Genomic DNA, 20,942 nt, shown 5'->3' on the forward strand with positions numbered 1-20,942 from the left:
CTGCGTACGAACCGGTCGCATCGTTTCTGCGCTGCGTACGTGCGGTGGGGCGGGTGGGACTCGAACCCACGGCCGACGGATTATGAGTCCGCTGCTCTAACCGGCTGAGCTACCGCCCCGTTTCGGCGTGGCGCGTACAAGTGTGCGCGCCGTCTGCCGCAGCATAGCCGCTCATACGATCTCCTGCCTCGGATGGTCCGGCTCTGCACGACCATGAGGACTCCGCCCGTGCGCGCACGGTTCCACCGGGCAAGAAAAAGCCCCCCGGAGCGGACTCCGGAGGGACTTGTTCACAGCTCTCCCGACTGGACTCGAACCAGTAACCTGCCGGTTAACAGCCGGCTGCTCTGCCAATTGAGCTACAGGAGATCGAGCTCCCCCGACTGGACTCGAACCAGTAACCTGCCGGTTAACAGCCGGCTGCTCTGCCAATTGAGCTACAGGGGAATGACCTCGTTTGCTTCGAACGAACCCACCTGGGTACTTGCCAGGCGGCGCGCGCTCGCTGCGACACATACATTAGCGCAAGCAGGGGGGTGGTCCGCCAATCGGTACCCCCCAGGAGATCAAGAAGCTCCGAAACGGACCGCACCGACCACGAACGCCTCGCTACGGAAAGGGTGGCCGACCATGCGCTATCGGCTCACATTCATCGCCGGTCTGGCCCTGGGTTACGTGCTGGGCACGAGGGCCGGCCGGGAGCGCTACGAGAAGCTGAAGAAGTCCGCGCGCGAGATCGCCCAGAACCCGGCCGTGCGCAATACGGCGGAGTCGGCGGCGCAGCAGACGCGCAACGTCGCGGGCAAGGCCTTCCACTCGGTGAGCGAGAAGGTCGAGAGCAAGGTGCCGGACTCGGTCGCCGACCGGGTGCGCACGCTGCGCGAGCGCGGCGGCCCCGCCGACGACGGGGCGACCGACGACTGGGGCACCAGCAACACCTGACGCCCCGGAGCGCACGGCCCGCGCCCGACGGCACGGAAGCGTCCGGCGGTACGGCAGAATTTCAGTCATGGGGATAGTCGCCGGGCTGGACAGTTCGCCCGAATTTACGCGCATAGTCGTTTGTGACGCCGACACCGGGGCCGTGCTGCGGCAGGGGTACGCCCCGCACCCGCTGGAGGCACCGGAGGGCGGCGGACGGCCGTCCGACGTCGATCCCCAGGCGTGGCTGCTGTCACTCGGCGAGGCCGCGGGCGGCGGGCTGCTCGAAGGCGTGCAGGCCATCGGGGTGTCCGCGCAGCAGAACACCGTGGTGCCGCTGGACGCGCAGGGCAACACCGTGCGCCCGGCCCTGGTCGGCGGGGACAAGCGGGCGCAGGTCGCGGCCGCCGACCTGGTCGACCGGCTCGGCTCGCGCGAGGCGTGGGCCGAGGCCGTGGGCAGCGTGCCGCAGGCGGCGCTGCCGGTGACCAAGCTGCGCTGGCTGGCCCGCAGCGAGCCTGAGAACGCCGAGCAGGTCGCCGCCCTCATGCAGGCGCACGACTGGCTGGTGTGGCAGCTGCTCGGCCGGCCCGCGCGCCGCACCACCGACCGCGGCGGGGCCTCGAGCACCGGGTACTGGTCGGCGGCGAGCGCCGCGTGGCGGCCCGATCTGGTGGAGCTCGCGCTCGGCCACCAGGTGGCGCTGCCCGAGGTGATCGGCCCCGGCGAGGCCGCCGGGCGGACCCCGGAGGGCCTGGTCATCTCGGCCGGGACCGGGGAGACGATGGCCGCCGCGTTCGGGCTCGGCGTGCAGTCGGGGGACGCCGTGGTCTCGCTCGGGGCCTCGGGCTCCGTGATGGCCGTGCACCACGAGGCGCTCGTCGACTCCAGCGGCTCCATCACCTCGCTCGCCGACGCCACCGGGATGCACCTGCCCGTGGTGCACACGTCGAACGCGGTGCGGGCGCTGCGCGGCACGGTCGACATGCTGGGGCTCGACGGGGGCCTGGAGGAGCTGTCCGAGCTGGCCATGAAGTCGACGCCGGGCGCCCACGGACTCGTACTCCTGCCCTATCTGGAGGGCGAGAAGACGCCGAACCTGCCGCACACCGCGGGCACGCTGAGCGGGCTGCGGCGGGAGTCGATGAAGCCCGAGCATCTGGCGCGGGCCGCGTTCGAGGGCATGCTGTGCGGGCTCGCCGACGCCATGGACGTGCTGCGCGGGCGCGGTGTGGAGATCCGGCGGGTGTTCCTGCTGGGCGCCGCCGCGGAGCTGCACGCCGTGCAGAGCGTGGCGCCGGCCCTGTTCGGGACGCAGGTCGTGGTGCCGCAGGTCGCGGACTACGCGGCGATCGGCGCGGCCCGACAGGCGGCGTGGGCGCTGAACGGGCAGCTGCCGCAGTGGCAGGGCGCGGCCGCACAGGTCTTCGAGGCGGGCGACGAGCTGCCGGTGGGGCAGGCCGTTCGGCAGCAGTACCGGGCGGTCCGGGACCAGATCCACCCCGGCGCTTTTGCCTGAGACTTGGTTAATTCGGTTGAGGTAACGCGGGTGGAGTGTCCGACGATAGGGGTCCATGCGTACGCCGCCGTCCAGCGGCGCACGCGTCGATCCCCCTCCCCGGACACCGCTCCTCCCACTACCGCCGACCACCGAGAGACCGAGCGTGCTCATAAGACTTCTGCGGACCCATCTGCGTCCGTACAAGAAACCCATCGGGCTGCTGGTGCTGCTGCAGTTCCTGCAGACCTGCGCCTCGCTGTATCTGCCCACCCTGAACGCCGACATCATTGACAACGGTGTCGTGAACGGCGACACCGGCTACATCCTCGAGTACGGCGCCCTGATGCTGGGCGTGACCGTCGCCCAGGTGGTGTGCAACATGGGCGCCGTGTTCTACGGGGCCCGCACCGCCGCCGCGCTCGGTCGCGACGTCCGGGCCGGGATCTTCGACCGGGTGCAGTCCTTCTCCGCGCGCGAGGTCGGCCAGTTCGGGGCGCCCTCGCTGATCACCCGGACCACGAACGACGTGCAGCAGGTCCAGATGCTGGCCCTGATGACGTTCACGCTGATGGTGTCGGCGCCGATCATGTGCGTCGGCGGCGTCGTGATGGCGCTCGGCCTCGACGTGCCGCTGTCGGGCGTGCTGCTCGCCGTGCTGCCCGTGATGGCGATCGTGCTTTCGCTGATCATCCGTAGGATGCGGCCGCTGTTCCGGTCCATGCAGGTCAAGCTGGACACCGTGAACCGGGTGCTGCGCGAGCAGATCACCGGCAACCGCGTGATCCGCGCCTTCGTGCGCGACGAGTTCGAGAAGGGCCGGTTCGGTGAGGCGAACCGGGATCTGACCGAGACCTCGCTCGCGACCGGGCGCATCATGGCACTGATGTTCCCGTTCGTGATGACGATCGTGAACGTCGCGTCCATCGCCGTCGTCTGGTTCGGCGCCCACCGCATCGACGGCGGCGGCATGCAGATCGGTGACCTGACCGCGTTCCTCGCGTATCTGATGCAGATCGTGATGGCCGTGATGATGGCCACGTTCATGTTCATGATGGTGCCGCGCGCCGAGGTCTGCGCCGAGCGCATCCAGGAGGTCCTGACGACCGACACGAGCGTCGTGCCGCCGTCGGAGAAGGCCGCCGTGCGCGAGCTGCGCCGCCGCGGGCACCTGGAGATCCGCGGCGCCGACTTCGGCTACCCGGGCGCGGAGGAGCCCATCCTGCGCGGCATCGACCTGGTCGCGCTGCCCGGCGAGACGACCGCGGTCATCGGCTCCACCGGCAGCGGCAAGTCGACGCTGCTCGGACTCGTACCGCGCCTGTACGACACCACGGCGGGCACGGTGTACGTCGACGGCGAGGACGTCCGCGGGCTCGACCCGGAGCTGATGGCGAGGACGGTCGGGCTCGTGCCCCAGCGGCCGTACCTCTTCTCCGGGACCGTGGCGAGCAATCTGCGCTACGGGCGTCCGGACGCCACCGACGAGGAGCTGTGGCACGCGCTGGAGGTCGCGCAGGCCAAGGACTTCGTCGGCGAGCTCGAGGGCGGCCTCGAGGCGCCCATCACCCAGGGCGGCACGAATGTCTCCGGCGGCCAGCGCCAGCGGCTCGCCATCGCGCGCACGCTCGTGCAGCAGCCCGAGATCTACCTCTTCGACGACTCGTTCTCCGCGCTCGACTACGCCACCGACGCCGCCCTGCGCCGCGCGCTCGGCGCCGAGACGGCCGAGTCGACCGTGGTGATCGTCGCCCAGCGCGTGGCCACGATCCGCGACGCCGACCGGATCATCGTGCTCGACGAGGGCCGGGTCGTCGGCACCGGCCGGCACCACGAGCTGATGGCGGACAACGAGACGTACCGGGAGATCGTCCTCTCCCAGCTGACGGAAGCGGAGGCCGCCTGATGGCCGGGCCAGGAGCGATGGGCGCGCCGGGCGCGCGCTCGATGGATTTCAAGGGGTCCGGCAAGCGGCTGCTGAAGCGGCTCACCGTGCACCGCGCCGCGGTGAGCGGGGTGCTGGCCGCGATCGTGATCGGCGTCGCCCTCTCGGTGGTCGGGCCGAAGATCCTCGGCCGCGCCACCGACCTGCTGTTCGGCGGGGTCATCGGCGGGCGGATGCCGGCCGGGCAGACCAAGGAGCAGGTCATCGAGGGCCTGCGGGCCAAGGGCGACACCGGCGTGGCCGACATGCTCGGCGGCGTCGACTTCACCCCGGGCCAGGGCGTCGACTTCACCGCGATCGGCGAGGTGCTGCTGCTCGGGCTCGCCGTGTTCGCGTGCGCGGGCCTGGCGATGATGATCGGCACGCGGATCGCGAACCGGCTGATCAACCTGGCCGTGGCGCGGCTGCGCGGCGACCTCCAGGAGAAGCTGTCGCGGCTTCCGCTGTCGTACTACGACAAGCAGAAGCGCGGCGAGGTGCTGAGCCGGGCTACCAACGACATCGACAACCTCGGCCAGACGCTGCAGCAGACGACGGGGCAGATGCTCAACTCCCTGCTCACCATCATCGGCGTGCTCGCCATGATGTTCTGGATCTCCTGGCTGCTCGCCCTGGTCGCGCTGGTCACGGTGCCGCTGTCGGTGTTCGTCGCGGCGCGGGTCGGCAAGCGGGCGCAGCCGCAGTTCGTCCAGCAGTGGCGGGCGACGGGCGCGCTGAACGCGCACGTCGAGGAGATGTACACCGGGCACAACCTGGTGAAGGTGTTCGGGCGGCAGAAGGAGTCGGCCGAGCAGTTCGCCGAGCAGAACGAGGAGCTGTACCAGGCCTCGTTCAAGGCGCAGTTCAACAGCGGGATCATGCAGCCGCTGATGTTCTTCATCTCGAACCTGAACTATGTGCTGGTGGCCGTCGTGGGTGGCCTGCGGGTGGCGTCCGGCACGCTGTCCATCGGCGATGTGCAGGCCTTCATCCAGTACTCGCGGCAGTTCTCGATGCCGCTGACGCAGGTCGCGTCGATGGCGAACCTGGTGCAGTCGGGCGTGGCCTCGGCCGAGCGGATCTTCGAACTCCTCGACGCCGAGGAGCAGTCCGCCGACCCGGTGCCGGGCGAGAAGCCGGACCACCTGCGCGGGCACGTCGAGTTCGAGCACGTGGCCTTCCGCTACGAGAAGGACAAGCCGCTCATCGAGGACCTGTCGCTGACGGCGGACCCCGGCCACACGGTGGCGATCGTCGGGCCCACGGGCGCGGGCAAGACCACCCTCGTCAATCTGCTGCTGCGGTTCTACGAGGTCACGGGCGGCCGCATCACGCTCGACGGCGTCGACATCGCGAGGATGTCGCGGGAGGAGCTGCGCGCCGGGATCGGCATGGTGCTCCAGGACACCTGGCTGTTCGGCGGGACCATCGCGGAGAACATCGCGTACGGCGCCCCGAAGGACGTCACCCGCGAGGAGATCGAGGAGGCGGCGCGGGCCGCGCACGCGGACCGGTTCATCCGGACGCTGCCCGACGGGTACGACACCGTGCTCGACGACGAGGGCACCGGTGTCAGCGCCGGTGAGAAGCAGCTCATCACCATCGCGCGGGCGTTCCTGTCCGACCCGGTGATCCTGGTGCTCGACGAGGCGACCTCCTCCGTCGACACCCGGACCGAGGTGCTGATCCAGAAGGCGATGGCGCGGTTGGCCTCCGGCCGTACCTCGTTCGTGATCGCGCATCGGCTTTCGACCATTCGGGATGCCGACACGATCCTCGTGATGGAGAACGGGGCGATCGTGGAGCAGGGCTCGCACGACGCGCTGGTCGCCTCCGGCGGGGCGTATCAGCGGTTGTACGAGGCGCAGTTCGCGCAGGCGGTCGCCGAGGTCGACTGAATCTGTTCGGCTCCGCCGAAAATCAAGCCCCGCCGGCGATTGAGGCGCGGGGTCCGGGGCAGAGCCCCGGGACCGCAACGCCGGCGGGGCGTATCAGTCCAGGTAACCCCGCAGCTGGTCCGCGAACGCGTGATCGCGGAGCTTGTTCAGGGTCTTCGACTCGATCTGGCGGATGCGCTCGCGCGTCACCCCGAAGATGCGGCCTATCTCCTCAAGGGTGCGCGGGCGGCCGTCCGCGAGGCCGTAGCGGAGCTGGACGACCTTGCGCTCGCGCTCGCCGAGCGTGGAGAGCACCGCCTCCAGGTGCTCGCGCAGCAGGAGGAAGGCCGCCGATTCCACGGGGCTCGTCGCGTCGCCGTCCTCGATGAGGTCGCCGAGCGCGACGTCGTCCTCCTCGCCGACGGGGGCGTGCAGGGAGACCGGCTCCTGGGCGAGGCGCAGCACTTCGCTGACCCGCTCGTGGGTCAGGTCGAGGTGGACGGCGACCTCTTCGGGGGTGGGCTCGTAGCCGCGCTCCTGGAGCATGCGGCGCTGCACGCGGACGACCCGGTTGATCAGCTCCACGACGTGGACCGGGACCCGGATGGTGCGGGCCTGGTCGGCGAGGGCGCGGCTCATGGCCTGGCGGATCCACCAGGTCGCGTACGTCGAGAACTTGTAGCCGCGGGCGTAGTCGAACTTCTCGACGGCGCGGATCAGGCCGAGATTGCCCTCCTGGACCAGGTCGAGCATGGTCAGTCCGCGGCCCACGTACCGCTTGGCGACGGAGACGACCAGGCGCAGGTTCGCCTCGATGAGGCGGCGCTTGGCCATCCGGCCCATGACCACCAACCGGTCGAGGTCCAGGGCCAGTTGGGAGTCGAGGTCGGGGGCGTGCGCGAGCTTCTCCTCGGCGAACAGGCCCGCCTCCACGCGCCGCGCGAGCTCCACTTCCTCGGCCGCCGTGAGCAGCGGAATCCGGCCGATCTCGCGCAGGTACTGGCGGAACAGGTCGGAGGACGGGCTGCCGCTCTCGGCACGGGCGCCGCGCACCGGCTCGGGCGGGTCCACGGACCCCTGGGAGGGCCCGGCCGACTCCTCCGGATCGGCCTCGGGATGGTGCGCGACGCGGCTCTGCGAGGGCACCGAGGCCAGTACGTCGCCCTGCGGCACGGCACCCTTGGGCGCGGCTTCGGGGTCGGCGAGGGCCTGCGCTGTGCTGTCGCTCTGGGCGAGGGTCTGGGTCTGCACGGGGGCGACCTCCAAAGTGATCGCATCTGAGGCGTGCGGCAGGGGGGCGGGAACGGCAGCCACGCCGCCGTCCTTCCCGTACGCGATGAGCGGAACCGCGGGGGTGTCGGACCCGTTGTCCGGGCTCCGGCCGCGCTCCGAGGACTCAGGCACCGCAACCCAGTGTGGAGTACGACACAGCGCCGCCACGAGGGGCGTGCGTTGACTTTTTGAGTCCGGTGCGTGACCGCACGGTTACCGTGTTGGACGGTTACCCACGCTTCCCCGATCCGAACGGAGAAAAACGGCGCGTTGGAGTGCGATATTCAAGCCCCGCCGGCGATTGAGGCGCGGGGTCCGGGGCAGAGCCCCGAGGCCGGAGGGCGGCGCGGCTACAACGCTTCCGCGCCCCGCTCGCGAAGCGCCTGACCGTACTGCTGCAGCACCCACAACTCGTTCTGCACCGCGGCCAGTTGCTGCGGGTCGCCGCCCGCGCCGAGGCGGGTCAGCGTGCCCTGGACGTCGCGGATGCGGCGGTCGACGGCGCGCTTGCGCACGGTCACCAGCTGCTCCCCCGCGTACGCCTCGTCGACGGTCTTGCGGCGGATGGCCTCGACGGCGAGCTCGGTCACCATCGCCCGCACCGCGTCGTCGGGCGCCGCCTCGCGCACCGAGACCAGGTACTGCTGCGGGTCGTGGACGCCCTGCTCGGCGCCGCCCGCGTCCATGACGGCCTGGCGGACGGCCGCGTACGGGTCGGCCGTGAACTCGTCGACCCCGTAGGCGTCGAACGCCGGGGAGACCAACTGCGGGTACTGCAGCGCCAGTTTGAGCAGTTCGCGCTCGGTCGTGAAGACCGGGTTGCGCAGGGTGAGCGCCGGTCCGCCGAAGGGTCGGGCCGAAGCTGTGGCGGGGGCGTCCTGCGGGCCGCCGCGCCCGGCGGCGGGCGCGGGGCCGCGGCCGCCGCGCTCGCGGGCCCAGCGGGCGAGCTGGCCGACCCGCTTGACCACGAACTGGGTGTCCAGAATGCCGAGCATGCCGGCGAGCTGGACCGCGACCTCGTGCTGCGAGGCGCTGTTCTTGATGCGGGCGACCACGGGCGCCGCCTCGTCGAGCGCGGCGGCGCGGCCCGCCGGGGTCTCCAGGTCGTAGCGGTTCACGATCTGGCGGAGCGCGAACTCGAAGAGCGGGGTGCGGGGCTCGACCAGGTCGGCTACCGCGTCGTCGCCCTTGGCCAGGCGCAGGTCGCACGGGTCCATGTTGTCCGGCGCGATCGCGATGTACGTCTCGGCGGCGAACTTCTGGTCGTCCTCGAAGGCGCGCAGGGCCGCCTTCTGGCCCGCCGCGTCGCCGTCGAACGTGAAGATCACCCGCGCCGAGCCGTTGTCCATCAGGAGGCGGCGGAGGATCTTGATGTGGTCGTTGCCGAACGCCGTGCCGCACGTCGCGATGGCGGTGGTGACGCCCGCCAGGTGGCAGGCCATCACGTCCGTGTACCCCTCGACCACGACCGCGCGGGAGGACTTCGCGATGTCCTTCTTGGCCAGGTCGATGCCGTACAGGACCTGCGACTTGCGGTAGATCGGCGTCTCGGGCGTGTTCAGGTACTTCGGGCCGTTGTCGTCCTCGCGCAGGCGGCGGGCGCCGAAGCCGACGACCTCGCCGCCGATGTCGCGGATCGGCCACATGAGGCGGCCGCGGAACCGGTCGATGGGGCCGCGGCGGCCCTCCTGGGAGAGCCCGGAGAGCAGGATCTCCTTGTCGCTGAAGCCCTTGCCGCGCAGGAAGCGCGTGAGGTGGTCCCAGCCCGCCGGGCTGTAGCCGACGCCGAAGTGCTGGGCCGCGGCCTGGTCGAAGCCGCGCTCGGCGAGGAACGCCCGGCCGATCTCGGCCTCGGGCGACTCCAGCTGGTCGACGTAGAACTGCGCGGCGACCTTGTGCGCCTCGACCAGGCGGATCCGCTCGCCGCGCTGGTGGGTCGGGTTGTACCCGCCCTCCTCGTAGCGCAGCGTGATGCCGGCCTGGCCGGCGAGGCGCTCCACCACCTCGGAGAAGGAGAGGTGGTCGACCTTCATCACGAATGTGATGGTGTCGCCGCCCTCCTGGCAGCCGAAGCAGTGGAACAGGCCCTTGCTGGGGCTGACCTGGAAGGACGGGGACTTCTCGTCGTGGAACGGGCACAGACCCTTGAGGTTTCCGCCGCCCGCGTTGCGCAGTTGCAGGTACTCGGACACCACGGCGTCGATCGGGACCGCGTCCCGAACCGCCTTCACGTCCTCGTCATTGATCCTGCCTGCCACGCGGCAAGTCTACGGTGCCCCTCTGACACTCCTGCCACCGCTCCACAAGATCATTTGTCACTCTCCGACAAGATCACCGAGCGGCACCGACGGGTCCGACAGGCGCTCGACGCCGGGCCTGGACCCCGACCTGATGAGCCGCTGGATCTGCTCCGTGACGTCCCACACATTCACGTTCATCCCCGCGAGGACCTGCCCGTCCTTCAGCCAGAACGCGATGAACTCGCGCTTGCCCGCGTCCCCGCGCAGCACCACCTGGTCGTACGAGCCCGGGGGCGCCCAGCCCGAGTACTCCAGGCCCAGATCGAACTGGTCGGAGAAGAAGTACGGCACCCGGTCGTAGCTGACGTCCTTGCCGAGCATGGCGCGGGCCGCGGCCGGTCCGCCGTTCAATGCGTTCGCCCAGTGCTCCACGCGGAGCCGGTCGTCGAAGAGCGGGTGCTGGACCGCCGCCACGTCGCCCGCCGCGTAGATGTCCGGGTCGGAGGTGCGCAGTGTGGCGTCCACGGCGATGCCGCCGCCGTGCGCCCGGTCCGCCAGCTCCAGGCCCGCGGCCTCGGCGAGCGCGGTGCGCGGGGCGGCGCCGATGGCGGCCAGCACGTCGTGCGCCGGGTGCTCCTCGCCGTCGTCGGTGAGGGCGGCGAGGACCATGCCGTCCTGGCCCGTGATCTCGGTGAGCTTCGCGCCGAAGTGGAAGCGGACGCCGTGGTCGCCGTGCAGCTCGGCGAAGATCTGGCCGAGCTCGGGGCCGAGCACGGAGTGCAGCGGCGTGGCCTCCGGCTCCACGATGGTGACCTCCGCCCCGTACTCACGGGCGGCCGCCGCGACCTCCAGGCCGATCCAGCCGGCCCCGGCGATCACCAGGTGGCCGTTGTCCCTGCCGAGCGAGGCGAGCACGCCCTTGAGGCGCTCGGCGTGGGCGAGGCGGCGCAGGTGGTGGACGCCCGCGAGGTGTGTGCCGGGAATGTCGAGACGGCGCGGCTCCGCGCCGGTGGCGAGCAGCAGCTTGTCGTAGCGCACGACGGTGCCCTCACCGAGCCGCACCGTCTTGTCCGCGCGGTCGATCGTGGTGACCGTCTGACCGAGGTGCAGCTCGATGTCGTTGCTCGCGTACCAGGCCGGTTCGTGGACGAAGACGCTGTCGCGCTCCTCCTTGCCCTGGAGGTAGCCCTTCGACAAGGGCGGTCGTTCGTACGGGTGGTCCCGTTCGTCACCGATGAGGATCACCCGCCCGGTGAAGCCCTCCGAGCGGAGTGTCTCGGCGGCCTTGGCTCCTGCGAGCCCTCCCCCGACGATGACGAACGTCTGGTCCGCGTCGACCACTTGATGCCTCCTCATTGCCATGCCGTCATATGCGAGCGTCCCGCACGCAGCGTAATGCGGGAAGGGGGCGTGGCCCGATCAGGGCATCTTTTCGTCACGCCCAGTGGTCGCGTCTCCCCTTCGATGATCCCCGCCGACGGTAAGCCGCGCGTGAAGGGAACGCGCCGAGGCGTCGGTCAGCGAGGCGATCTGATCGACGATCACACGCTTTCTCGCGCGGTCGTCGGGCGCGGCGTCGAACAGCGCGCGGAACTGCGGGTCGAGGCCTTCGGGCGCGCGGGAGGTCAGCGCCTGCGCCAACTCGGCGACCACGATGCGCTGATCGGCCCTCAGCCGCTCCTGCTGGGGGCGCTGCATCACATACCGGTCGGCGACCGCCTTGAGCACCGCGCACTCGAACCGGGCGGCGCGCGGCACCACCAGCTCCGCGGCGTAGCGTGTCAAACGGCCCGTGCCGTGTCTCGCGCGTGTCGCGCCCTCCGCGGCGAGGCAGAACCGGCCGATCAACTGGCTGGTCGCGTCCTTGAGCCGGGCCTGGGCGACCGCCGTGCCGTCGTAGCCGTGCGGCCACCACTCCTGGTCGAGGAGCCGGTCGAGGGCGGCGGCGAGCTCGGCGGGATCCGTGCCCTCGGGAACGTACCGACCGATGGCGACCGCGAAGACATCGGCGCGCTCGGGCTCGGCGTGCAGCACGTTCGGATCCAAGTGCCCCGCGTGCAGGCCGTCTTCGAGGTCGTGCACCGAGTACGCCACGTCGTCCGACCAGTCCATGACCTGCGCCTCGAAGCAGGTGCGGCGGCCGGGGGACATCTTCCTGATCCAGTCGAAGACCGGCCGGTCGTCCTCGTAGACCCCGAATTTCTGCGACTCGGGGTCGCTGGGGTGTTCGCCGCGCGGCCACGGGTACTTCGTCGCGGCGTCCAGCGCGGCCCGCGTCAGGTTCAGGCCCACGCTGGTCAGCTCGCCGGAACGCGCATCGCGCACGAAGCGCTTGGGCTCGATGCGGGTGAGCAGGCGCAGCGACTGCGCGTTCCCCTCGAAGCCGCCGCAGTCCTGCGCCACCTCGTTGAGCGCCTGCTCGCCGTTGTGCCCGAAGGGCGGGTGGCCCAGGTCGTGCGAGAGGCAGGCCGTCTCGACGAGGTCGGGGTCGCAGCCGAGCGCCGCGCCCAACTCCCGGCCCACCTGGGCGCATTCGAGGGAGTGCGTGAGCCTGGTGCGCGGGCTCGCGTCCCAGTGCCTGCTGCGCGTGCCCGGCGTGACGACCTGGGTCTTGCCCGCGAGGCGGCGCAGCGCCGACGAGTGCAGCACCCTGGCCCGGTCGCGCTGGAACGCCGTGCGCCCCGGGCGCTTGTCGGGCTCGGGGGCCCAGCGCTCGACCGCCGCCTCGTCGTACGTGTCGCCGCCTACGCTGTCTTCCATGGCCCGACAGTACGGGCAGCCACCGACAACGGGGAGCTACGACGGCTCAGACGGACGCGGTACGCGCCACCGGGGCGTACGTGGCCGTGGCCGGTGCCCGGTCGTAGCGGTGCAGGACGAGGCGGGCCAGGGCCGGGTGGGTGCCGAGCGGCGCCGCGACGATGCCGGGCGCCGCGGCGGCGGCCTCCGAGGCGAAGCGGCCGGGGGCGGTGAAGTACGAGGCGACGGCGATCCGGTCGCGGCCGTGGGCGGCGAGGGACCGGGCGGCCGTGGCGATGTCGGGGGCGGTGGCGGACGCGTAGCCGGGGACGACGGGGACGCCGAGGCGGCGGGCGAGGAGCGCGGCCGTGCGGCGGACGTCGGCGGCGGCATGCGGATCGCGGGAGCCGGCGGCGGCGAGGACCACTCCGGCGCGGCGGCGGTCCCGGTCGGTGGGCCGCTCGGGCCAGCCCGCCTCGACGAGCCGGTCGTGCAGGGCCTCGACGAGCAGCGGGTGCGGGCCGAGCGGGTCGGCGACGCGGGTGAGCAGGTGCCCGGCGTCCTCGGCGGCCCTCGGCAGGTCGTGCTTCACGTGGTGGCCGCGGGAGAGGAGCAGCGGCACGAGGACGGCACGGCCTGCGGGCAGCGCGGCGAGCGTGTCGTCCAGGAGCGGTTCGTTGAGCTCGATGTGACCGAGGCGGACGGTCAGGCCGGGGCGCCGCTCGCGTATCCGCTCCGCGAGCGCGGTGACGGTGGTCAGGGCCCGTGGGTCGCGGCTGCCGTGCGCCACGAGCACGAGGGCGGGCGGCTGCCGGGGGGCGCGCAGCGGGGAGACGTGGCTGAGTCTGCTGCCGAGCTGGTCGCTGATCATGGTGAGGAGTCCCGCCGTGCCGACTGTGTGATCCAGGTGGGTCGTGCCGTGGTCCATGGGGCCGTACGACTCGTCCGTCATGGACAGATCGTGCCGGGCGGGGGTTGCGGGGCTGTTGCCGGGCGGTGACGGGTGGTTGCCGGTCGTTCACCGGGCGGACGGGGGTGCGGTGAGCGGTCACCGGGGCCGGGCCCCTCGTCACCGATGCGCGGCACCGGGGGCCGCCTTGCCCACCCTGCCGCCCAAGGCGGCAGATTGCCCAAGGCTTGGGGGGGCTCATCGAGCCGGTGAACCGGCGGGGGTGCGGAGGCGTCTTAGGCCGCGCCGTTGCCGATCAGCCACACAGGGGGCCCGCGATGCATCTGCCACGTACCCGGAGGGCTCAGCGCCGGACCGTGCAGGCGGTCATGGTGGCCTGTGTGCTGGCGCTGTTGCCGGCGACCTGGCTGTTCGTGTCGACCGGGGACCGGCTGCGGACGGCGGCGGACGTGCCGCGCACCGAGGTGGCGGTGGTGTTCGGGGCGGGGCTGTGGAACGGGGAACCATCGCCGTACCTGGCGCACCGGCTCGACGCGGCGGCCGAGCTGTACCGCGCGGGGAAGGTGCGCGTCCTGCTCGTCACGGGTGACAACAGCCGCGTGGAGTACGACGAACCGGACGCCATGCGCGCGTACCTGACCCGCCACGGGGTGCCGTCCCGTGCCGTGGTCAGCGACTACGCGGGCTTCGACACCTGGGACTCCTGCGTCCGCGCGAAGAAGATCTTCGGCGTCGACCGGGCCGTCCTGGTCACCCAGGACTTCCACGCGCGACGCGCGGTGGCGCTGTGCGAGGCCGCGGGCGTCTCCTCGTACGGGCTCGGGGTCGCCGAACCGCACGACGTGACCTGGTACGCGGGCGGGGCGCGGGAGACCCTCGCGGCGGCGAAGGCGGCGCTCGACGTGGTGGTGCGGCCGGATCCGCACTTCCTGGGGCGCGAGGAGAAGGGCGTGCGGGAGGCCCTGGACGGGACCTCACGCCGTCTGTAGGACGGCCGGGAGATGCCCGTTCCGGCTACGTAACCGGGCGCGCGCCGACCGGCAACACATCCGGCGCACCCTCGGGGCATGCTCAACACGACGGCGACGCCCACCCACTGCCCGTACTGCGCCCTGCAGTGCGGCATGAACGTGCTGCCGGGACCCGCGGTCGAGGGCCGCGCGGACTTCCCGGTCAACCAGGGCGCGCTGTGCGGCAAGGGGCAGAGCGCCGCGTCCGTGCTCTCCTCCGGGGTGCGGCTCACGGAGCCGCTGGTCCGCAGCGCCGCCACAGGACGGCTCGAGCCCGCGACCTGGGAGGAGGCCCTTGACCGGGTCGCGGACGGTCTGGCACGCGCGCGTGCCGGGCACGGGGCGGACGCGTGCGGCGTGTTCGGCGGGGGCGGCCTGACGAACGAGAAGGCGTACGCGCTCGGCAAGTTCGCCCGCATCGTGCTCGGCACCTCGCAGATCGACTACAACGGCCGGTTCTGCATGTCGTCGGCCGCGGCGGCCGGACAGAAGGCGTTCGGGCTCGACCGGGGGCTGCCGTTCCCGCTGGAGGACATTCCGCGGGCCGGGTGCGTGATCCTGGTCGGCTCGAACCTCGCCGAGACGATGCCGCCGGCGCTGCGCTACCTCTCCGAGCTGAAGGCCAACGGCGGCACGTTGATCGTGATCGACCCCCGCCGCACCCGCACCGCGGACCAGGCGGACCTGCATCTGGCGCCCCGCCCCGGCACGGACCTGGCGCTCGCGCTCGGGATGCTGCACCTGGTGGTGGCGGACGGCCGGGTCGACGAGGAGTACGTACAGGGCCGTACGCGGGGCTGGGAGGAGGCCCGGTCGGCGGCGATGGCGCACTGGCCGGAGTACGTGGAGCGGGTCACGGGCGTGCCGGTGCCCCGACTGCGCGAGGCCGTCGGCATGTTCACGCGGGCCGAGCGGGCGATGGTGCTCACCGCGCGCGGGCCCGAGCAGCAGTCCAAGGGCACGGACACGGTCGGCGCGTGGATCAACCTGGCGCTCGCGACGGGGCGGCCGGGCAGGCCGTTCTCCGGTTACGGGTGTCTGACCGGTCAGGGCAACGGGCAGGGCGGTCGCGAACACGGCCAGAAGGCGGACCAGTTGCCCGGGTACCGCAAGCTCACCGATCCGGCGGCGCGGGCCCATGTGGCGGAGGTGTGGGGGGTGGATCCGGACGCGTTGCCCGGGCCCGGGCGGTCGGCGTACGAGCTGCTCGACGCGCTGGGCGGTGACATCCGGGCGCTGCTCCTGATGGGCTCGAATCCGGTGGTGTCGGCGCCCCGGGCGGCGCATGTCGAGTCCCGGATCCGCTCGCTCGACTTCCTGGCCGTCGCGGACGTCGTCCTGTCCGAGACGGCCGAACTGGCCGATGTGGTGCTGCCGGTGACGCAGTGGGCCGAGGAGACGGGGACGGTGACGAACCTGGAGGGGCGGGTGCTGCTGCGGCAGCGCGCGCTGACGCCTCCGGCGGGGGTCAGGTCCGATCTGGACGTCCTGCAAGGGCTCGCGGCGCGGCTCGCGCCCGATCTGGAGAAGGGGTTCCCGACGGAGGCGCGGGAGGTCTTCGACGAGTTGCGGCGGGCGTCGGCGGGCGGTCCTGCGGATTACTCGGGGATCAGCTACGAGCGGTTGGCCGAGGGGGAGGGCGTCTTCTGGCCGTGTGCGGCGGAGGGCTCCGCCGGTGCGCCGAGGCTCTTTCTCGAACGGTTCGCCACGGAGGACGGGCGGGCGCGGTTCGTGCCGGTGGCGCACCGGCCGGCGGCGGAGGAGCCGGACGCGGAGTATCCGCTGTATCTGACGACGGGGCGGGTCGTGGCCCAGTACCAGTCCGGGGCGCAGACGCGGCGCGTGCCGGAGCTCAACAAGGCGGCTCCCGGGGTGTTCGTGGAGCTGCATCCGCGGCTGGCGGGGCGGCTCGGGGTCGGGCAGGGGGACGCGGTCGCGGTGACGTCGCGCCGTGGCCGGGTCGAGGCCCCGGCGCGCCTCACCTCGACGATCCGACCGGACACGGTCTTCATGCCGTTCCACTGGCCGGGGGCGGGGCGGGCCAACACGCTCACCAACCCGGCGCTCGACCCTTCGTCACGGATGCCGGAGTTCAAGGTGTGCGCGGTGCGGGTGGAGCGGGCGGGATCACCGGGCGGGCCGGGGCCGGGGCCCTCGTAACCGGCACGCGGCGCCGGGGCGCGCCAGGTCGGCCGGGGCCGGACCCCTTGCAACTGGCGCGCCGCACCGGGGGCCGCTTGCCCACCCTGCCGCCCAAGGCGGCAGATTGCCCAAGGCGGTGGCGGCTGACCGCAACGGGTGGGAAGCCGTGGTTGCGACAGATTGCCCAAGACGGGGGCGGCCTCGACGTCCCAGGCGGGGAGCCGTGGTTGGCGACGGGCCGCCCGCAGCCCATGCGGCACCCCGTGAGGCCGACGCCCCCGGAGGGGGTGGGTGGGTGGGAGATGGGCGGGGGAAACGGGGCTCGGACGGCCCACAGAGCCGCCCCCGGAGCGCCCAGGGCAGAACCCCGCCCCCTGGTGAACGGCGGAGCCCCCGCTCCTTCACAGGTCCGACACCGTGGACCCCTGGACTCCGTTTGTCATGGACCCCTAAAACTGAATCAGTGTCAGGACTCGGAAGTCGCCGCTCATCCCACTCGTCTCACCGTCCCCACGGAGCCGCCTGATGAGACATATATGGACCACATCGCGCCTCACCACCGGCATCACCACCCTGGCCACCCTCCTCGCCGCCACCCTCGCCCTCGCCCCCACGGCGACCGCGGCCCCCGCCCCCGCCGAGGCCACCTCCGTACGGGACGTGATCACCGACCCCGACGGCGCCCGGCACATCCGCTACGACCGGACGTACGGTCAGCTCCCCGTCCTTGGCGGTGACTTCGTCGTGCACGAGGCCGCCGACGGCACGTACGAGGGGACCGACCGCGCCGTGTCCGGCAGCGTCTCCGTCCCCACCACCACGCCCCGGCTCTCCGCCCCCAAGGCCGCGGACCTCGCCACCACGCTCCTGCGCGAGGCCAACCCCGGCACCCTGCTCCGCGGCCTCGTGGCCAAGCCGCGGCTCGTCGTGGACGCGCTGCACGGCAGCCCCAGGCTGGCCTGGCGGACGACCGCCGCCGCGAAGGACTCGCGCGGCAACCCCATGGCCCGTACGGTCCTCACCGACGCCACCACCGGCGCCGGCATCGACTCCTGGGACAGCCTCGAAACCGCCGCCCCCACGGGCGAAGGACGCTCCCTCTACTCCGGCACCGTCCCCCTCACCACCAGCCGCGCCTCCTCCGGCGGCTACCAGCTCAGCGACGCCACCCGCGGCAACACCTACACCGGCGACGCGGGCGACAAGACCGACACCTGCGTCCTCGGCATCTGCCTGGAGCGCGCCCCGGCCAAGGTCTTCACGGACGCCGACAACCGCTGGGGCACCGGAGAGACCGCCGACCGGAGCACCGCCGCCGTGGACGCCCAGTACGGCACGGACCGGACCTGGGACTACTACAAGGACATGCACGGCCGGATCGGCATAGCCGACGACGGCAAGGGCTCGTACAACCGCGTCCACTACGGGAAGGACTACAACAACGCCTTCTGGGACGACAACTGCTTCTGCATGACGTACGGGGACGGCGACGGCAAGACGTTCGGCCCGCTGGTCTCCCTCGACGTCACGGGCCACGAGATGTCCCACGGCGTCACCTCGGCCACCGCGGCCCTCACCTACTCCGGCGAGTCCGGCGGCCTCAACGAGGCCACCTCCGACATATTCGGCGCGCTCGTCGAGTTCCACGCGGACAACCCCTCCGACCCCGGCGACTGGCTCATCGGCGAGAAGATCGTGAAGCCCGGGGCGAAGACATCGGCCCTGCGCTTCATGGACAGGCCCAGCCGGGACGGGAAGTCCGCGGACTGCTGGAACAAGAACGTCAGCGGTCTCGACGTGCACTACTCCTCCGGCGTCGCGAACCACTTCGCGTATCTGCTCGCCGAGGGCAGCGGCCCGAAGACGGTCGGCGGCGTCCGCGGCGACAGCCCGACGTGCGACAAGTCGGAGCTCCCCGGCATCGGCAAGGAGAAGCTCGGCAAGATCTGGTACCGCGCGCTCACCGTCTATATGACGTCTTCGACCGACTACAAGGGCGCTCGTACCGCGACGCTGAAGGCCGCCAAGGATCTGTACGGCGCGGACGGCAAGGAGTACGCGGCCGTGGCCGCCACCTGGTCCGCGGTGGCGGTGAACTGACCGGGCATCACCCGCACGCCGACCCCGTCACCCGGTCGCACGCCTCCCCTCCCCTTTCGGATGCTTTCCGGTGAACACGCCGGTGACCTGCTGGAACGCACCCGAAAGGGCGTCAGGAAGGCGGCGATAGCTGCCATCCTGACGTTGCATCAGGAGGCGGGGCGCGGCGACTGGCACTTACCTCGTCCTTGGCAGGGCGCGCCCGACGCCCGCGAAGGAGCTTGGACGATGCGCGTGCGCAGGTGCATGGGCCGACCGCTGACCGCGGCGGCGTTCCTCACCACCGCGGCCACCACGGCGGTGCTCGCCGTCGCCGCTCCCGCGAGCGCCGCGCCGGGCGGCCTCGAGGTCTACCCGGCGACGGCGGCGCCGGGCGACCGGGTCACGGTGGACACCACCGCGTGCGGCGGGAGCGACACGGCGACCGGTGACGCCAGCGCGGTCGGCGCGGGCACCTTCACCCTGGCTCCGGACGCGGGAGACCCGAGCGCGTCGAACGCCACGGGGCACTTCCGCGTTCCGGTGTCCGCGCAGCCGGGAACGTACGAGATCGTCGCGAGGTGTGCGAGCGGCCCCGGGGTGACGGGCGACCTCATCGTCTCCGTGACCGGCTCCGGCGCCTCCGTGGCCCAGCTTCCCAAGGGCCATGTGGACACGGGCGTCGGCGGGGCGCTCGGCCCCGAACCCACGCGGACCTCCGCGGGTGTCGCGGCGCTCGCGCTGGCCGCCGCGGGCGGCACCTGGCTGCTGCACCGCAGGGCGCGCGGCGACCGCATCTGAGCCGGTCCCGCACCATCCGCCCTGTGATCGAGTGACGAACTGCGAGGAACCCAGGACCCCATGCGCAAGCCCACGCGCACCGGTGCGCGCCCGCGCGCCACGAACCGTGTCAACGCCGCCGCCGGAACGGCCACCGCCCTGGCCCTCGCCGCCGGCGCCTGGCTGCTGGCCAGCGGGGCGGAGGGGCAGCCGCCGCCCCAGCCGTCCGCCGCGCAGGCCCACGTAGACCGGGCCCGTGAAGCGCCCGCCGCCGCTCCCCTGGCCCCGTCCCCGCCGGACCGCATCCGCATCCCGTCCCTCGCGGTCGACGCCCCGCTGATGGGCCTGGGCCTGAACCGCTCCGGCAGCCTCGACGTGCCGCCGCCCGGCAGGAAGAACCTCGCGGGCTGGTACCGGGCCGGCACCAGGCCCGGCGAGACGGGCACGGCGGTGGTCGCGGGCCACGTCGACAACGCGCGCGGCCCGGCCGTCTTCTATGCCCTGGGTTCGCTGAAGCGGGGCCGCACGATCGAGGTGGAGCGGCGGGACGGTTCGGCCGCGGTGTTCACGGTGGACGCGGTCGAGGTGTACGACGCGAAGCACTTCCCCGACGCGAAGGTGTACGGCGCGGCCCGCCGCCCCGAACTCCGGGTCATCACCTGCGGCGGACCGTACTCGCGCACAACGGGCTACCAGGGGAACGTGGTCGTCTTCGCGCACCTGACGGGAAGCCGGTAGGGCACGTTCCCGAGCGGGCGGTTCACGCCACCCAGTGCTCGTACGCCATCTTCACCACCAGCGCGCACACCACCGTGAGCAGCACGACGCGCACGAACCCGGCGCCGCGCTTGAGCGCGGTGTGCGCGCCCACCATGCCGCCCGCCAGGTTGAACACGGCCATCAGGCCGGCGAGCTGCCAGTACACCTGACCCTTCCAGGCGAACATCGCCAACGCGCCCGCGTTGGTGCAGCAGTTGACGATCTTCGCGGTGGCAGAGGCGGTCACCAGGTCGAGGTGGAGGATCGCGGTCAGGGCCAGGACCAGGAAGGTGCCGGTGCCCGGTCCGATCAGGCCGTCGTAGAAGCCGATGCCGAGGCCCGCGAAGCCGATGGCGGCCCAGATCCGGCGGGGCGAGGCCGGGACCGCGGACGGGGCCGTGCCGAACGCCGGGCGGAAGATGACGAACGCGCCGACCGCGACGAGCACCACCATCACGACCGGTTTGAGGACGTCCGTGCTCATGCCCGTCGCGAGCAGCGCCCCGCCGGTCGACCCGGCGAGCGCGGCCGTCCCGATGCGGACGGCGAGGCGTACGTCGACGGAGGCCTTGCGGGCGTAGGTGACGGCGGCGCCCGTGGTGCCGACGATGGCGACGGCCTTGTTGGTGCCGAGGGCGTGGCCCGCCGCGGCGGAGTTCGGCAGGCCGAGCAGGAGGGCCGGGAGCAGGAGCAGTCCGCCGCCGCCCACCACCGCGTCGACCCAGCCCGCCGCGAGCGCGGCGACGCACAGCACGACGACGGTGGTCAGGGATATGTCAGGCATGATCAGG

General features: G+C 72.1%; 15 protein-coding genes and 3 tRNA genes. 9 read left to right on the forward strand and 9 right to left on the reverse strand.

The window, feature by feature from the left end; genetic code table 11:
- Window positions 1-45: 45 nt before the first annotated feature.
- The 3 genes from ACFV9W_RS08380 to ACFV9W_RS08390 form a co-directional block, all read right to left on the reverse strand.
- A tRNA-Ile gene (locus ACFV9W_RS08380) sits at window positions 46-119 on the reverse strand.
- Between the two features lie 177 nt (window positions 120-296).
- A tRNA-Asn gene (locus ACFV9W_RS08385) sits at window positions 297-369 on the reverse strand.
- 5 nt (window positions 370-374) lie between these two features.
- Window positions 375-447: transfer RNA gene (locus ACFV9W_RS08390), tRNA-Asn, on the reverse strand.
- A 183-nt stretch (window positions 448-630) separates the two neighbouring features.
- On the opposite strand from ACFV9W_RS08390, the gene ACFV9W_RS08395 reads away from it, so the two are divergent.
- From ACFV9W_RS08395 to ACFV9W_RS08410, 4 genes are all read left to right on the forward strand, one after another.
- Window positions 631-942, forward strand: a complete 312-nt coding sequence (locus ACFV9W_RS08395; RefSeq protein WP_385756854.1) for a YtxH domain-containing protein — start codon at window positions 631-633, stop codon at window positions 940-942.
- A gap of 67 nt (window positions 943-1,009) precedes the next feature.
- Window positions 1,010-2,440, forward strand: coding sequence for an FGGY-family carbohydrate kinase (locus ACFV9W_RS08400; RefSeq protein ID WP_385756855.1), 1,431 nt, complete (start codon window positions 1,010-1,012; stop codon window positions 2,438-2,440).
- Between the two features lie 145 nt (window positions 2,441-2,585).
- Complete coding sequence (locus ACFV9W_RS08405; RefSeq protein WP_385756857.1) at window positions 2,586-4,325, forward strand: ABC transporter ATP-binding protein; 1,740 nt, start codon at window positions 2,586-2,588, stop codon at window positions 4,323-4,325.
- Complete coding sequence (locus ACFV9W_RS08410) at window positions 4,325-6,241, forward strand: ABC transporter ATP-binding protein (RefSeq protein WP_385756859.1); 1,917 nt, start codon at window positions 4,325-4,327, stop codon at window positions 6,239-6,241. The genes ACFV9W_RS08405 and ACFV9W_RS08410 overlap by 1 nt, the downstream gene beginning before the upstream one ends.
- Window positions 6,242-6,334: 93 nt before the next feature.
- Here ACFV9W_RS08410 and ACFV9W_RS08415 read toward each other — a convergent pair whose 3' ends face one another.
- The 5 genes from ACFV9W_RS08415 to ACFV9W_RS08435 all read right to left on the reverse strand — a co-directional run bounded on the left by ACFV9W_RS08415 (window position 6,335) and on the right by ACFV9W_RS08435 (window position 13,399).
- A complete protein-coding gene (locus tag ACFV9W_RS08415; protein WP_385756861.1) occupies window positions 6,335-7,624 on the reverse strand; it encodes an RNA polymerase sigma factor in 1,290 nt (429 codons plus the stop codon).
- 218 nt (window positions 7,625-7,842) lie between these two features.
- Entirely contained in the window at window positions 7,843-9,750 is a 1,908-nt protein-coding gene (gene dnaG / locus ACFV9W_RS08420; RefSeq protein ID WP_385756863.1) for a DNA primase, read from the reverse strand.
- A 57-nt stretch (window positions 9,751-9,807) separates the two neighbouring features.
- Window positions 9,808-11,073 (reverse strand): NAD(P)/FAD-dependent oxidoreductase, encoded by a 1,266-nt coding sequence (locus tag ACFV9W_RS08425; protein ID WP_385756865.1) that lies wholly within the window; start codon window positions 11,071-11,073, stop codon window positions 9,808-9,810.
- A 78-nt stretch (window positions 11,074-11,151) separates the two neighbouring features.
- Window positions 11,152-12,492, reverse strand: coding sequence for a deoxyguanosinetriphosphate triphosphohydrolase (locus ACFV9W_RS08430; protein ID WP_385756866.1), 1,341 nt, complete (start codon window positions 12,490-12,492; stop codon window positions 11,152-11,154).
- 46 nt (window positions 12,493-12,538) lie between these two features.
- On the reverse strand, window positions 12,539-13,399 hold the full coding sequence (locus tag ACFV9W_RS08435) for a sirohydrochlorin chelatase (protein WP_385757065.1): 861 nt from the start codon (window positions 13,397-13,399) through the stop codon (window positions 12,539-12,541).
- Window positions 13,400-13,698: 299 nt separating this feature from the next.
- Here ACFV9W_RS08435 and ACFV9W_RS08440 point away from each other — a divergent pair, with 299 nt between their 5' ends.
- The 5 genes from ACFV9W_RS08440 to ACFV9W_RS08460 all read left to right on the forward strand — a co-directional run bounded on the left by ACFV9W_RS08440 (window position 13,699) and on the right by ACFV9W_RS08460 (window position 20,130).
- Window positions 13,699-14,370, forward strand: coding sequence for a vancomycin high temperature exclusion protein (locus ACFV9W_RS08440; RefSeq protein ID WP_385756868.1), 672 nt, complete (start codon window positions 13,699-13,701; stop codon window positions 14,368-14,370).
- Between the two features lie 78 nt (window positions 14,371-14,448).
- Window positions 14,449-16,551: a molybdopterin oxidoreductase family protein gene (locus tag ACFV9W_RS08445; RefSeq protein WP_385756869.1), complete on the forward strand. Its 2,103-nt coding sequence runs from the start codon at window positions 14,449-14,451 to the stop codon at window positions 16,549-16,551.
- Window positions 16,552-17,058: 507 nt separating this feature from the next.
- Window positions 17,059-18,633 (forward strand): M4 family metallopeptidase, encoded by a 1,575-nt coding sequence (locus ACFV9W_RS08450; RefSeq protein WP_385756871.1) that lies wholly within the window; start codon window positions 17,059-17,061, stop codon window positions 18,631-18,633.
- A 228-nt stretch (window positions 18,634-18,861) separates the two neighbouring features.
- Window positions 18,862-19,413 carry a hypothetical protein gene (locus ACFV9W_RS08455; protein ID WP_385756873.1) on the forward strand — a complete coding sequence of 184 codons (552 nt, stop codon included), beginning with the start codon at window positions 18,862-18,864 and terminating at the stop codon, window positions 19,411-19,413.
- A 60-nt stretch (window positions 19,414-19,473) separates the two neighbouring features.
- A complete protein-coding gene (locus tag ACFV9W_RS08460) occupies window positions 19,474-20,130 on the forward strand; it encodes a class F sortase (protein ID WP_385756875.1) in 657 nt (218 codons plus the stop codon).
- Window positions 20,131-20,152: 22 nt separating this feature from the next.
- Here the strand turns inward: ACFV9W_RS08460 and ACFV9W_RS08465 are convergent, their stop codons facing one another.
- Entirely contained in the window at window positions 20,153-20,935 is a 783-nt protein-coding gene (locus tag ACFV9W_RS08465) for a sulfite exporter TauE/SafE family protein (RefSeq protein ID WP_385756876.1), read from the reverse strand.
- Window positions 20,936-20,942: the final 7 nt, after the last annotated feature.

It is taken from the genome of Streptomyces sp. NPDC059897 (genome assembly GCF_042730865.1).
In the GTDB taxonomy this organism is placed as follows: Bacteria; Actinomycetota; Actinomycetes; order Streptomycetales; family Streptomycetaceae; genus Streptomyces.

What these genes read in the sequence shown, in the direction of transcription:
- ACFV9W_RS08395 (WP_385756854.1), top strand. Translation starts at nt 631, where the DNA reads ATGCGCTATCGGCTCACATTCATCGCCGGTCTGGCCCTGGGTTACGTG.
- ACFV9W_RS08400 (WP_385756855.1), top strand. Translation starts at nt 1,010, where the DNA reads ATGGGGATAGTCGCCGGGCTGGACAGTTCGCCCGAATTTACGCGCATA.
- ACFV9W_RS08410 (WP_385756859.1), top strand. Translation starts at nt 4,325, where the DNA reads ATGGCCGGGCCAGGAGCGATGGGCGCGCCGGGCGCGCGCTCGATGGAT.
- ACFV9W_RS08430 (WP_385756866.1), bottom strand. Translation starts at nt 12,492, where the DNA reads ATGGAAGACAGCGTAGGCGGCGACACGTACGACGAGGCGGCGGTCGAG.
- ACFV9W_RS08435 (WP_385757065.1), bottom strand. Translation starts at nt 13,399, where the DNA reads ATGGACCACGGCACGACCCACCTGGATCACACAGTCGGCACGGCGGGA.
- ACFV9W_RS08440 (WP_385756868.1), top strand. Translation starts at nt 13,699, where the DNA reads ATGCATCTGCCACGTACCCGGAGGGCTCAGCGCCGGACCGTGCAGGCG.
- ACFV9W_RS08445 (WP_385756869.1), top strand. Translation starts at nt 14,449, where the DNA reads ATGCTCAACACGACGGCGACGCCCACCCACTGCCCGTACTGCGCCCTG.
- ACFV9W_RS08450 (WP_385756871.1), top strand. Translation starts at nt 17,059, where the DNA reads ATGAGACATATATGGACCACATCGCGCCTCACCACCGGCATCACCACC.
- ACFV9W_RS08455 (WP_385756873.1), top strand. Translation starts at nt 18,862, where the DNA reads ATGCGCGTGCGCAGGTGCATGGGCCGACCGCTGACCGCGGCGGCGTTC.
- ACFV9W_RS08460 (WP_385756875.1), top strand. Translation starts at nt 19,474, where the DNA reads ATGCGCAAGCCCACGCGCACCGGTGCGCGCCCGCGCGCCACGAACCGT.
- ACFV9W_RS08465 (WP_385756876.1), bottom strand. Translation starts at nt 20,935, where the DNA reads ATGCCTGACATATCCCTGACCACCGTCGTCGTGCTGTGCGTCGCCGCG.